At 49.1% G+C, this 13,135-nt stretch carries 14 protein-coding genes; 7 read left to right on the top strand and 7 right to left on the bottom strand.

The window, feature by feature from the left end:
- Window positions 1-39 precede the first annotated feature (39 nt).
- The 4 genes from BEN74_RS18115 (at window position 40) to BEN74_RS18100 (ending at window position 3,075) form a co-directional block, all read left to right on the top strand.
- Complete coding sequence (locus tag BEN74_RS18115) at window positions 40-345, top strand: monooxygenase (protein ID WP_068910800.1); 306 nt, start codon at window positions 40-42, stop codon at window positions 343-345.
- A 211-nt stretch (window positions 346-556) separates the two neighbouring features.
- Window positions 557-901 carry a hypothetical protein gene (locus tag BEN74_RS18110; protein ID WP_068910799.1) on the top strand — a complete coding sequence of 115 codons (345 nt, stop codon included), beginning with the start codon at window positions 557-559 and terminating at the stop codon, window positions 899-901.
- 139 nt (window positions 902-1,040) lie between these two features.
- Window positions 1,041-1,742 (top strand): VIT1/CCC1 transporter family protein, encoded by a 702-nt coding sequence (locus BEN74_RS18105; RefSeq protein ID WP_068910798.1) that lies wholly within the window; start codon window positions 1,041-1,043, stop codon window positions 1,740-1,742.
- A 121-nt stretch (window positions 1,743-1,863) separates the two neighbouring features.
- Window positions 1,864-3,075 carry a YeeE/YedE family protein gene (locus tag BEN74_RS18100; protein ID WP_068910797.1) on the top strand — a complete coding sequence of 404 codons (1,212 nt, stop codon included), beginning with the start codon at window positions 1,864-1,866 and terminating at the stop codon, window positions 3,073-3,075.
- A 67-nt stretch (window positions 3,076-3,142) separates the two neighbouring features.
- Here the strand turns inward: BEN74_RS18100 and BEN74_RS18095 are convergent, their stop codons facing one another.
- Window positions 3,143-3,664, bottom strand: a complete 522-nt coding sequence (locus tag BEN74_RS18095) for a hypothetical protein (protein ID WP_068910796.1) — start codon at window positions 3,662-3,664, stop codon at window positions 3,143-3,145.
- Between the two features lie 235 nt (window positions 3,665-3,899).
- On the opposite strand from BEN74_RS18095, the gene BEN74_RS18090 reads away from it, so the two are divergent.
- Window positions 3,900-4,943, top strand: a complete 1,044-nt coding sequence (locus BEN74_RS18090) for an NAD(P)H-dependent flavin oxidoreductase (protein ID WP_068910795.1) — start codon at window positions 3,900-3,902, stop codon at window positions 4,941-4,943.
- Window positions 4,944-5,265: 322 nt separating this feature from the next.
- Here the strand turns inward: BEN74_RS18090 and dusB are convergent, their stop codons facing one another.
- From dusB to BEN74_RS18065, 5 genes are all read right to left on the bottom strand, one after another.
- Window positions 5,266-6,240 carry a tRNA dihydrouridine synthase DusB gene (gene dusB, locus BEN74_RS18080; protein ID WP_265936600.1) on the bottom strand — a complete coding sequence of 325 codons (975 nt, stop codon included), beginning with the start codon at window positions 6,238-6,240 and terminating at the stop codon, window positions 5,266-5,268.
- Window positions 6,241-6,823: 583 nt separating this feature from the next.
- Window positions 6,824-7,183, bottom strand: a complete 360-nt coding sequence (locus BEN74_RS18075; RefSeq protein WP_068910793.1) for a YcgJ family protein — start codon at window positions 7,181-7,183, stop codon at window positions 6,824-6,826.
- A gap of 179 nt (window positions 7,184-7,362) precedes the next feature.
- Window positions 7,363-7,515: a hypothetical protein gene (locus tag BEN74_RS19525; RefSeq protein ID WP_162898208.1), complete on the bottom strand. Its 153-nt coding sequence runs from the start codon at window positions 7,513-7,515 to the stop codon at window positions 7,363-7,365.
- Window positions 7,516-7,785: 270 nt separating this feature from the next.
- On the bottom strand, window positions 7,786-8,481 hold the full coding sequence (locus tag BEN74_RS18070) for an alpha/beta hydrolase (RefSeq protein ID WP_068910792.1): 696 nt from the start codon (window positions 8,479-8,481) through the stop codon (window positions 7,786-7,788).
- 343 nt (window positions 8,482-8,824) lie between these two features.
- Entirely contained in the window at window positions 8,825-9,262 is a 438-nt protein-coding gene (locus BEN74_RS18065) for a BLUF domain-containing protein (protein WP_068910791.1), read from the bottom strand.
- Window positions 9,263-9,735: 473 nt separating this feature from the next.
- Here BEN74_RS18065 and BEN74_RS18060 point away from each other — a divergent pair, with 473 nt between their 5' ends.
- A complete protein-coding gene (locus tag BEN74_RS18060) occupies window positions 9,736-10,944 on the top strand; it encodes a DUF1615 domain-containing protein (protein ID WP_068910790.1) in 1,209 nt (402 codons plus the stop codon).
- Entirely contained in the window at window positions 10,911-11,573 is a 663-nt protein-coding gene (locus BEN74_RS18055; protein WP_068910789.1) for an HAD-IB family phosphatase, read from the top strand. The genes BEN74_RS18060 and BEN74_RS18055 overlap by 34 nt, the downstream gene beginning before the upstream one ends.
- Before the next feature lie 159 nt (window positions 11,574-11,732).
- On the opposite strand, the gene BEN74_RS18050 is transcribed toward BEN74_RS18055, so the two are convergent.
- Window positions 11,733-13,130 carry a hypothetical protein gene (locus tag BEN74_RS18050; protein WP_068910788.1) on the bottom strand — a complete coding sequence of 466 codons (1,398 nt, stop codon included), beginning with the start codon at window positions 13,128-13,130 and terminating at the stop codon, window positions 11,733-11,735.
- Between the last annotated feature and the right edge of the window lie 5 nt (window positions 13,131-13,135).

Below are 13,135 nucleotides of genomic sequence, written 5' to 3'. Positions count from 1 at the left end.
ATGCTATAATTTTTTCACCTATTGTCAGAGCGCATAATTATGGCTGTAATCCTTCAGGTAGATTTCCCGACTCAAGGGCCATTTGGCACAGAGATGTCCAAAGCCTTTCAGCCGCTCGCTGAAAGCATTAATCATGAAGATGACATGCTGTGGAAGATATGGACTGAAAATAAAGATACTCAGGAAGCAGGCGGCATCTATCTTTTTGACACTGCATCTCATGCAGAACAGTATCTGAAAATGCATACTGCCCGGCTAGAAGGCTTTGGCATCCAAAATATCCGCAGCAGAATATTTGAAATCAATCAGCCTTTATCGCATATTAATCAAGCAACTTTTTTATAGTTATTTGCAGTTTTTAAGCGCTTCAAATCAAAACTTGAAGTGCTTACGCCTCAAAGCCTTAGGCGGAACATCAAACAATGAAACTTTAAAATATTCATTCAATCCATAAAGTTACACATAATCAACAATTTTTGAGCGTTTATTGATTATTTTATCAGCTAATATACTTCCAGCCCATGCTACGGGCACAACAAAAAAGAGGAATATCCCAATGAATAAATTACTTGCTGCTGCCGGTTTAGCTGCGACTGTTGCCCTGGTGGGCTGCAATAAAGACAAAGCCCCTGAAACAGGCGCAACAACTGGCGAGCATATTGAAAACGCCGCCAGCCAAGCCAGCCACGACATTAAAAATGCTGCTGAGCATGCTGCCTCTGAAACAGAAGCAGCGGCTGACAAAACTGCTGCCAAAATTGACGCAGCTGCAGATGAAGCTGCTGCAAAGACTGAAGCTGCAGCGCATAATGCTAAAGAAGCCACTAAAAATGCTGCTGCTGACGCGGCTGCCGCCATTGAGAAAAGCGCAGCTGACGTAAAAGAGAAAGCCCAGCAGTAATTTCACCGCTGCGCAGTTACAGTCCAATCAAGAAGCCCTCGTCATGAGGGCTTTTTTCTGCAATATCATAATGATATCGCTTGCAACTTTGCTTCAATCCTGTCCATTATGTAGAAAATTGAATCAACGGGACTGCAGCATGTCTTTTCCACATCATAGCGAGCATCATTATATTCACCGCACGGGCTGGCTGAGGGCCGCGGTGCTGGGCGCAAATGACGGCATTATTTCGGTGACCAGCTTAATTATGGGTATGGCAGCCAGCGGCGCATCGGCGCAGACGCTGCTGATTACCTGCATCGCCGGCCTGATTTCAGGCGCAAGCTCCATGGCCGCCGGTGAGTACATTTCGGTGAAATCACAGGAAGATATAGAAAAAGCCGACTTGGACATGGAGCACCGCGAGCTGCAGCGCAACCCGGAAAATGAATTGAAAGAACTGACGCAAATCTATATTGCGCGCGGGCTGCAGCCAGAGCTGGCGCACCAAGTCGCGGTGCAGCTCACGGCAAAAAATGCCCTGGAAGCGCATGCCAGAGATGAGATCGGCATTCATGACAATACCGCAGCCAAGCCGCTGCTGGCGGCAGGCTCTTCGGCGGTGGCCTTTTCTTTGGGCGCGCTATTGCCCATGTTTTCCATACTGCTCAGCCCTGAGCAGTATGCCGCTGCCGCAGTCATGGCCGTTGGCGTGCTTTCGCTGGCGCTGCTGGGCGCGCTGTCCAGCTATTTTGCCGGAACCTCCATGCTGAAAGGCAGTTTCAGGGTAACAGCCTGGGGAGTTGCAGCCATGCTATTCGCCAGCTGGATCGGCTCGCTTTTTGATGTTGCGCCAGTGTAATTCATCAAATAAATTGATATTTAAAATAAGATATCCACATTATTGATTTAAGCAGTATCTGTTTTGCTGATATTTAAAGTGCGTACAATACCCGGCTGATTCATTTTGCATTTTTTCTCCCATGTCTGTTATTGCTGCGCCATCCGGCCGATCACATGGATCGGCTTGGGTGGCTTTTGCCTTATTAATTGCCGGCACGCTCGGCGCTTATCAAATTTCCGGCTTAAATCAGGCCCTGCTGTTCCTGATCGGCGGTGCATTGGGCATGACCCTGTATCATGCATCTTTTGGCTTCACTTCAAGCTGGCGGGTCTTTATTAAGGAGCGCCGCGGCCGCGGGCTGCGCGCGCAAATGCTTATGCTGGCGCTCGCCGTGCTGCTGTTTTTCCCGGCCTTGGGCGCAGGCGAACTCTTTGGCAATCCGGTCGAAGGCTTTGTCAGCCCCGTTTCCCTGTCGGTGATGATTGGCGCTTTCATCTTCGGGATTGGCATGCAGCTGGGCGGCGGCTGCGCATCCGGCACGCTGTATACGGTTGGCGGCGGCAGTGCGCGCATGATTGTGACTTTAGCCTTTTTCTGCGCCGGCTCTTTATTCGCCACGGCGCATTTGGACTGGTGGTTCAACCTGCCGCATTTGGCGCCGATTTCCGTGGTGCAAAGCCTTGGCGTTATGCCTGCCCTGCTGCTGAATTTCATGCTGTTTGCGCTGATTGCCGGCGCCACGGTGTATTTTGAAAAGAAGCGCCACGGCAGCTTAGAGGCTGAGCCGCAAAGCCAGACCCAAGGCTGGAAGCGCTTTATCCGCGGCCCTTGGCCTTTGCTTTGGGCCGGTGTTCTCCTCACCCTGCTGAATTTCGCCACTTTAGCGCTGGCCGGCCGGCCTTGGGGCGTAACGTCTGCGCTGGCGGTCTGGGCCGCCAAAACAGCCAGCTTTGCCGGTGTGGATGTCGCTTCATGGAGCTATTGGCAGCAGCCGGCTAATGCCAAAGCCCTGAGCGATTCGATTTGGCTGGATATTACTTCGGTGATGAATTTCGGCATTATGCTCGGCGCCTTGCTGGCGGCCAGCCTTGCCGGCAAGTTCGCGCCGAATTTCAATATTCCCAAGCGCTCGCTGCTGGCTGCCGTCATTGGCGGCCTGCTGTTAGGCTACGGCGCGCGCCTGGCCTATGGCTGCAATATTGGCGCATACTTCAGCGGCATTGCCTCCGGCAGCGTGCATGGCTGGCTGTGGCTGGTTTTCGCCTTTGCCGGCAACAGCATTGGCGTTAAGCTGCGCCCGGCTTTCTTTCCCGGCGAACGCCCGCAGCCGGAAAAATTAACCGGCTGCTAAACCGCAAACAAGCCCATCAAATGATGGGCTTGTTTATTTTCAGCGGCTATTCCGCAGAACCGGCAAATTAAGGGCTTAACGCGCCGCGCAAATTGCAGCCAAAGCCCATAACCTGCTGCGCCTGCTTATAGCTGCTGTGCTCATCTAAAATAAACTTATAGAATTGATCAGCATTTTCAAACTTCTGCTTTAAGCCGGTTTTCGGCGCATTGTTCATTTTAACCGCATCCAGCAGATTTAAATTGTAATGCCCTAAGCGGTACAGTTCATTGAAGTAGCCGTTCATCATCACGCAATAGGCCTCTTTGGTCGGCTTTAATGAAGTCGAGCTGACAGGATGCAGATTCAGCGTTCTCAAGTTTGCCGTATCCAGCGCAGACTGATCTGAAAAAGCAAAGCTTTCTTTCTGCTTAAACTGCCGGAACTCCTGCGCCAGCCGGCTATTCAGCTGATCAATTTTCAGCTGCAGATCCTGCGCGTCTTTAGCTGCGTAAATTTTCGGATCAACTTCAGCTTTCTGCTGCTCTTCAGAAAAGCAGGCGCTGATGAATAGACTGGATAAAATGGTCGCGGCGAACATCGGCTTCATGGCTTTACTCAATCATTTCAATATCTTTAAATCTTGCCCCGTATTATGCATAAAATGGCCATGAAAGCGATTTTTCATTTCAGCCGCGCTTCCTCATCATCCAGCTGTATGCGGAAAAGTAGGCTTTGCCCTGCCTGAATACCCCAGCCTGAATATTCCACAACGAAATAGCGAATATTATTTGCCAAATTTCCAAGGCTTAGGCACAGTGAGAGAGACGCAAGGAGCTTTGCTTATGACTTTATTAGAACAGCTTGAAATAAAACATGCGATTTTTTTAGCGCCGATGGCTGGCGTATCCACCCCTGAATTGGCTGCAGAAGTTTCCAACCAAGGCGCGCTGGGCTCACTCGGCTTAGGCGCCAGCACGGCAGAAGCCGCGCGCCAGCAGATTCTAGCCACCCAAGCGCTGACCGATCAGCCGTTTCAAGTCAATTTCTTCTGCCATCAAAGCGCTGCTTTAGACAGCCAAACAGCGCAGCAATGGATTCAGCACCTGCAGCCGCAATTTGCAAAATACGGCGCCACTCCGCCGGAACAGCTGCGCTGCATCTACCCAAGCTTTCTGGACAATGACGACTTTTTAAATGTCCTTTTAGAAACCCGGCCTAAGGCGGTCAGCTTCCACTTCGGCATTCCGCATGCGCATCAGATTCAGGCGCTGAAAAATGCCGGCATCATCACTCTGGTTTCCGCAACCCATTTGACCGAGGCGCAGGCGATTGAAGCAGCCGGCATTGATATTATTATTGCGCAAGGCATTGAAGCCGGCGGCCACCGCGGCATTTTCAACCAAAGCTTTGACAGCTGCATCAAAACGGCAGATCTGGTACAGCTGCTGAAAAAGCACTGCAGCGCGCCGGTTGTTGCCGCCGGCGGCATTATGATCGGACAGCAGGCCAAAGCGATGCTGCAGCTCGGCGCCGATGCGGTGCAGCTGGGCACAGCCTTTGTGCAGTGCAAAACCTCTAATGCCAATGACGCTTACCGCAAGGCGCTGTTCAATCAGCCGCTGACCCAAGTTACGGCCAGCATTTCAGGACGCCCTGCGCGCGGCCTGATCAACCATTGGCATACTCAAGTAGATGCGCCGGACCGTCCGCCGGTTGCTGCCTACCCTTATGCCTATGACTTGGGCAAACAGCTGCATGCCGCGGCGTCCCAGCAGGGAGATCATGGCTTTGGCGCATTTTGGGCCGGCAGCAATGCGGCGCAAATCCGTGAGCTTGAAGCCGCCGATTTAGTCAACCAGCTGGTTCTGGAAATGAATATCGCCTGAGCCTAAGCTGCCTTAAAGCGGTTAGCGCATTGTATGACCGACTGTTCTTCCTGTCAGCCGGCATGATTTAAAGCGGCGATACGGAAGAACATGTGGAAAGTAAGGCCTAACCGGTTCCATCGGGAATGACTCGGATCAGCCCGCGCAAAATGAAGCAGCGCGGATGCCAGCTCAGAAGATTGCAAAAATGCAAGATTCAGGCAGACTTCCTGAGCTTGAAAGGACGGATACTGCAGAAGGCATTGATGCTGATAAAATAGCATTCGTGATGAGATTGATACCGGAATCTCCATTAAGCCTGTCTTTTCTGCGGAAAAATGGCTTAACTTTCCAGCAAATTAACCTGCTCAACCTGCACATCACTCATGATTTCGCCATGCGCCAGCAAATGATTGAAATAGTCTTCAACCACTTTAAACTGCTCTGCTGTGGATTCCACTTTATACATGTTCTGGCGGAATTCATTGCTGGAACGCAGGCCTTTGCTGTACCACGCGATATGCTTGCGCGCAATGCGGCAGCCTGAGTATTCGCCATAAAACGCATAAAGTTCGGCCAAGTGCCCCAGAAGCACGGATTTGACTTCTTCAATGCCTGGCGCGGCCAAATGCTCGCCGGTCATTAAATAATGGCCAATTTCACGGAAAATCCAAGGCCGCCCTTGCGCCGCCCGCCCAATCATCACCGCATCCGCCCCGGTATAATCCAGCACATATTTGGCTTTTTCCGGACTGTCAATATCGCCATTGGCAATCACCGGAATGTTCAGCATCGCCTTGACATCCTTAATCAGTTCGTAGCGCGCAGTGTTCAAATACATGTCTTCACGGGTGCGGCCGTGCAGCGCCAAAGCAGCAATGCCGGCTTCTTCGGCGCGCTTTGCAACCCTCATGATGTTTTCATGGCCATTCAGATACCCTAAGCGCGTTTTCAGCGTTACCGGCACATCAACAGCAGCCACCACCGCATCTAAAATGCGCGCCACCAGATCTTCATCTTTCAGCAGCGCTGAGCCCGCCAGCCGGCTGCAGACTTTCTTTGCCGGGCAGCCCATGTTGATGTCCACAATCTGCGCGCCGTTGGCCACCTGATAGCGGGCGGCTTCCGCCAGCTCCAGCGGGTCTGAGCCGGCAATTTGGGCGGAAATCGGCGCCAGCTCGCCGTCAAAATTGGCGCGGTACAGGCTTTTTTTGCTCATGCGCAGCGTTTTATCCGAGGTCATCATTTCACTGACGGCATGCCCTGCGCCAAAGTATTTGCATAAGGTTCTGAAAGGCCTGTCGGTTACGCCCGCCATCGGCGCAACCCAAAGCTTCTTATCGATTGATCTTTCAAACAATTCTTTAATTACATTGTTTTGACTCAATTTTTCAACCTCGTTTAACTTCATTGAATGGGCGCGCGGCCACAGCGCATCAGAGCTATCCGGCATTTCAAGCATTCCGCAAGCCATCTTCCGCGGATAGGTTAAGCAGACTGCAGCCGGCATTGCACTGAATCCGGTAAAACCAGTCCCGCCGAACTGAACCGCGAAGCTGGGCTGAATGCATTAAACAGTATTTAGATTTTGCAGGAACAGAAACAGGAGCGCTGAATAAGGGCGCTAGTTTAGAGATTTCAGCGGAAAATATCTATTCTTTAGCATGCCGGTTTTGCCAATGATGCGGTTTAGCTCGGTAAAACGGCGCTGTGAAAGCATCTGGAAGACTCTGCCCTATCTTGCCGCCTTAACAGGCCTGCTTCCTTCCAGCGCATGAATCAAGCACGGCGCTGGCTGCTTCGGCCTGACCGATCCGGCGCAGGAAATTGCAGGTAATGGGTTGCGCGCATAAAAAACCGCCCGAGACGGTTAGACGCATGCACAGGGCTCAGTAATCACCCTATTTTTGAAACAGCTTGTCTGTCATATTCTTATCAACTTTACTGCGCTTGCCGTTCTGATCAAAATAGCGGTCGGCATGGCACAATTTAGTTTTCGTATCGCAAAATACGCCATTTGATAAAGTAAATGCTGTTGCATCAAAGCTGCCTTGCGAAAAAGCGCGGTTTGCCTTCGCTTTCCCCAAATATCTGGCCGTTAATGGCTTAGATACCCCTTTTTGATCTGCGCAAATATATGTGTCACAGATTACGCCTTTTTTAGGCGAAAAAACTGAACCAGTCGTTTTAGCCATTGCCGCAGCACTGGCGCAAATACAGGCAATAACTGTTAGACTAAAAAAGGATTGAGCGGTTTTCATTATGCTTTTCTTAAAATAATTATTTTAACATGAATATTAAAAGCATTTTACTCAACCTAAGCAGGCCCGCGCATTTAATCAGCCGCTTGTTTTTATTTTGCGCCAGCGGCGCTAAATGTTGCTTATATTCAGGTTAAATCTTAAATCCAGGCAGCCCTTAAACTTCGATACTGCAGTTATTATTGCCCGCGCAGCTCTTTTAATTGCTGTTCTGCATCCGCCACCACTTTTTGCACTTCAGCAGTTTTTTTCCGGTTATTTTCCTGATATGCGCAGGCAAATAAGGAGAATGCACCTGTCAGTGCTAAAATAACGCAACTGCGCACACTCATAATTTAACCAAATGTTATATTTTAGTAATTAATTTTATTATATTTTAAAAATTTATCAATGGCATTTCCTAACTTTAAAGAATCTGATTTTTTCAACTTTGTTTAAATTATGGCGCACTATGCACAAAGGCATTGAAACTTTTAAAGCAAAAATGAGGCAGTGCAAGCGCCATAGTTAATTACCTGAGGTGGCGACGTTCACAATGCCCGCCGCTTGCGGATAAGCGCTATCAATAAAAAACGTTGAGCAGGCAAAGCTGCGCGCAAGCTTTATTTGGCTAAAGCCAATGCAGCTTCATCAATCAAGTCCGCGACCGCCGCTGCCTGTGATGCTAAAGACGCATGGCTGGCATCTAAGGAAATCACTTTTCTCGCGCCTAAGCGTCCCGCCATCGCTGTTTGATTTTCCGGGCTAATCATGCGGTCCTGTGCCGAAATCTGATACCAAGACGGCTTATTTTTCCACGCCGGCGCGCTGACAGCATCAGCGAAAGTACTGGCCACAGGGGCTTTTTGCGTAACCGCCATCACCAAGGCTTCATCTGCGCTGAGGTCCTGGCAGAAACTTTCATGAAATTTTTCAGGATTCAGCCATAAAAAGCCGTCGCTGTCCGGCACTAAATTCGGGGCAGCCTCGGGCAAATGCTGCTGGGTGATGGCGCCCGGGCTTTCCCCTGCATCAGGAGCAAACGCGGCGATATAGACCAAACCCACGACATTCGGCTGATTCCCGGTTTCAGTAATCACTGCGCCGCCATAAGAGTGGCCGACCAGCAAGACATCGCCATCAACTTGCGCAATCATTTTACGCGTCCTTTCCGCATCATCTGCAAGAGAGGTTAAAGGCATTTCAACAGCATGCAGTTTAGTATAGCCTTTGCGGGAAAGCGCCAAAATGACTTTCCCCCAATGGGCTGCGCCGCCCCAAAAACCGTGCACTAAAATAACTGTAGGTTTATTGCTCATGATTCATCTCCAGCTTTATTGATCTGCCGTTATTCATTTTATATTTCAGCCATGCCTTGGCTGGGCTGCATTGAGATTCAGGCTGAATTAATCCGGTTTAACAATCCAGTTATAGCATATGATTTTTGATTTTAAGCAGGCGCCTCGGCATTTGGGGGCAGCATGCAGCGGCCTCCCTTTGCAGCTTTCCTCTAAGCAGCTGATCTTCTTTATTTCTATTTAATGCTTCTATTTGTAAATTTTTTCTTTTCCGGTATTGCCGCCAGCTGCTGTACACACAGGAAATAACAAACCGCTAAGCAATGCCATGTCCTGCAAGCGCATTAAAGGAATGCAAGAGCGGTTAAATATAATATTCCCAGCCCTGCTGTGTTGATAAGAGCTTGATAAATGGCCCGATTGTGATTGAATTCAGCAGATAGGGATCAAACTCATTCTGATGATTCTCCAAGAAAAAGTTTCTTAAATTCGGATTCAGCGGCGCGAATTTCATTGCCCACTGATCAAACAGCTGAACTGCGGATTCTTCAAAATAAATCAGCTGGCAGGAGGTATGCCGCTTATCTTTTAAAATTTTCTTAAAATACAAATCAGAAACTGCTGATTTTTCCCCTTCCAAACACTGAATAAAGCAGCCGTTGCCATAGCACAGCATACCGGTTATGCCATGCAGCGTATTATGATTAACCGACGCCGTTAAAATATCCATTAAGTCTAATTTAAAACTGTCATCATTGCGGTAAAATCTACTGACATATACCAGCCTTACATATTCCGTCATTATAAAAAACCTTAACCCTTTAAATATTATTTATAATTTATAAAACAAACTGCGCCGCTTGGTTTAGTATACAGAACAACCGCTTCGAAAAATAAACCTTTCCCATAAATGATTTGAATCACTGCATTTGAGATATTTATATCTGCGCTTTTTAATATTGAATCACCGCGCTTTCCATAAAACAACTCCGCCCAGGCGGCTTAAAAGATCAGGCGCATAGCAATGAAAAGGCTCAATTTCAATATGCCCTGCCCAGCTGCGCCAGAGCTGCATTTTCTGCCGCGCATCAGCAGATTAAACTGCTGTTATTTTTATTCTTTTAAAGCGCTTCCCCGCCAGCCATCGGCGATGCAGCCAAACAATTTGACAGCCGGCAATCCGCAATATACATATAAACGCATCACTTTTTTAGCAGCCATAGTATACTGCATCTGCTCATTCGGCCCACATTTTCGGAACATGCTTTCTACGATATGAAAAAAAACTTTGCTTACACTGCTTGCGTTAAAACAATGTCTGTTTTGGCGGTCTCAATCGGCTTAGCTGCCTGCGGAAACGGGTCATGGTGGTCTAAAGATGATGAGCCGACCCTGAATGCAGAGCAGATCCGCAAAGCACTTCCCGGGCGCGTCAATGACCGCAGCTCTTGGGCGCAGGACATTTACGACATTACAGAGCAGCTCGGCATTCCGCAAACCAAGGAAAATGTCTGCTCAATTGTTGCCGTCGTCGATCAGGAATCCAACTTTGTCGCTGATCCGCAAGTCGCCGGCTTAGGCGAAAAGGCGGTCAAGGAAGTTCAAACCCGCTTGGATGAAAAGTTTAAAGAAAAACTGGGCGATGGAATTGGCGGCACCGTTGCCGGCTATTTTGAAGAAGTCCTGAAAACCCAGCCCAGCCCTAAAGACAACTATTTAAGCCAGATGCGCCGCGTGAAAACGGAGCGCGAGCTGGATGAGCTGTACCGCGAAATTTTTGACTACATGTCCAAGCATTATCATGTCAGCGCGCTGACCGGCGCTGCCAAGCTGGTCGGCCAGGATTTTGGCGAGAAGATGAACCCGATTACCACTTTAGGCTCCATGCAGGTGCATATCGGCTATGCTAAAGAGCATAAGCGCCAAGGCGGAAACATCGCTGAACTCCGCACCGATTTATATTCTCAATATGGCGGCCTGTATTACGGCATTCACCGCTTGATGATGTACCCGGCAGACTATGACAAGCCGCTGTACCGCTTTGCCGACTATAATTCAGGCATGTATTCCAGCCGCAACGCTGCCTTCCAGAGCATGCTGAATGACTTGACCGCAGCTGAATTGACCTTGGACGGCGACTTACTGCTGTACAGCAAAGACGGCTCTCCGCGCTCCGCCAAAAGCGAATCTGAGCGTGAATTGATTAATGTCTTCGCAGCCAACAATGTAATTTTAACCCCGCGCCAGATCCGTTCAGACTTGAAAAATGAAAAAGAGCAAGACTTTGAGGACACGGCGACTTACCGGGCGGTCACCAAGCTGTATCAGGAAAAAACCGGCAAAGCGCCTTTTTACGCCATGATGCCGCAAGTCGTCATTTCGGGGCCTAAGCTGAGCCGGGACTACAATACCAACTGGTTCGCGAGCAGAGTAAATGGACGCTATCAGACATGCATGAACAAAATAAAGCATTTAAAAATTTAGCGCTTTTTGACTTTGACGGCACCCTGTGCACCAAAGACAGCTTTACAGGGTTCATTTTCTATTCGCTTTCCAAGCGCCATATTGTCCGGCGGGGGCTGAAAATCCTGCCGTGGATTCAGGGCTACTATTTGAACCTGTACCCTGCCCATGCCATGCGCCCTAAGCTGTACCGCGCCATGTTCAGCGATTCAGATGCCATACAGGTGCAGCGCATTGCGGAAGACTATGCGCAGGAGCTGCTGACGTCGCTTAATCCGCATCTGCTCAATCAGCTGAAAGCGCATCAGGACTTAGGCCATGACATCGCTTTAGTTTCCGCATCGGTCGACCTGTATTTAAAGCCGGTCTGCAGCCTGCTGGGCATTGAGCTGATCTGTTCTGAAGTTGAAATTAAAGGCCAGAAAATTACCGGATTTTATCAGACGGCGGACTGCAGCGGCGAACAGAAAAAGATGCGGATCTTACAGCGGTACAATTTGCAGGATTATGCCGCGGTCTATGCCTACGGCAACAGCGCCGAGGACTTGGCCATGCTGGATTTGGCGGATCACCGCTTTATGGTTGGAACAGACCTGCATTTGCCGGAACTCAGCCGGCGCAATCAAAGCCCATTTGCCAATTCTCATTAGCAGCTGCAGTTAAGCGGCCCGCCATAAAAGCAATGTCATTGCATTTTGACATGGTCAGCGGCTGCTCAAAGCTCCTTAACTTGGCAATGCCGGTCAGTTTAAAAACTGACTGGCATTAAAATCAGCAGCTGAGCTAGCTAGCTTTTAGGCTGGCCCTTTTCACATATAGCGGATGCCTTTGGCAAGGAAATCTTTGACCAAGACTGGCATGGATGAGCCGGTTGCGTCTGCATTGATTAATCCGACTTTAATATTGCCATTCAATTCAGTCGCATCCGTTTCGCCTGTAATCACAATATTGCCGAAAATATTAATCAGACCCGTTCCGACAAATTTTGCAGAGGCCAAACCGGTTCCGCCAGCTCCGGACGATGCAATTAAATTTCCGAAATAATTGACCGAGTTGGGAACAGCGCCTCCTTTCCCGCCTAAGTTGCCTGAATCCAGCGCCAATTGGCCATTGGTTAAAAATAAGATATTGCCGATATTTGCGGGAGAATCATCCAGCTCATCTAAGGGCTTTAAAGTTCCGTCAGATTTGCAGTATTGCACAGGTATGGCGCCTGACGTGCCGCATATTTTTGAAATAACAGCAAGGGGGATTTTAATGAAATACGCATTTGGCGCATAAGCATTATAGCTGACGCCTTTATTGCCTGAAGGAATCTTGCTTTCAATGCCTCCAACACTGATCACCGTATTAATCAGATCTGTTGTTGTAAGGTTGACAACCACTTTTTCCTTAAACCACAGCACGCCGGCCGGCAGGTTTTTTGAACTGTCAATGCTCCAGGCGCCGCCGCTGTAAGTAATGCCGTTATACTGAGAACAGCTGAAGGTCTGCTTTGCAATCACGCCCCCGCCGGCAGCGTATAAGTTGGCTTTTTCACAGACTTGATTGCCGGATGAATCGAGGGAAAAAGTATAATTCGCCTGATCTTTTAAATCTTCCGCCTTAATAAAGTTTGAAGCTGTATATTTTTCAACGGTAATGCCGGTCAGCTGACCCGAAATATCTGTTCCAGAGTTATTTTTAACAATGCCGTCTTTTACCGCAATTGATACGCCATTGCCAGTTAAAGATGAATTGCCGCCGACAGTCAGCCCGCCGGCAAAAACAGATCCTGTTTGAGTTTTTTTATCCAGCCTTTCACTGATCAGAAAATTGCTCCGCAGGATTGCGCTGGCCCCGCCGCTCTTGCCGGTAATATCAAAGCAGTATTGACCCGTGCCGCAGCTGACTTTGCTGAATGGAATCGTCATCGCATTGCGCGTTAAGGTGCCTGTTTCAATTTTATTGATATTTTCAATTGACTGCCCTTTGAGAAATTCCGTCAATCCCTGATAGCCAATCATGGCCTGCATTTGCGCCTGCGTCTGCGCATGCGCAGTAACAGCCGTTGACTGCAGGTTGCGCATGGACGACATATAGCCCACCGTCAGCACAGTTAATGACAGCCCGACCAGCACAACAAACAGCAGGGAAGAAAAACCGGCCTGTTTTAAAGCGCCCGCCGGATTGAAATTTTTCCCCGTTTTACAGCATATATGATTCATTTCTC

Source organism: Acinetobacter sp. WCHAc010034 (assembly GCF_001696615.3).
Taxonomy (GTDB): Bacteria; Pseudomonadota; Gammaproteobacteria; order Pseudomonadales; family Moraxellaceae; genus Acinetobacter.
Note: the sequence above shows the minus strand (reverse complement) of the source record. Positions and strands in the feature narration are given on the sequence as shown.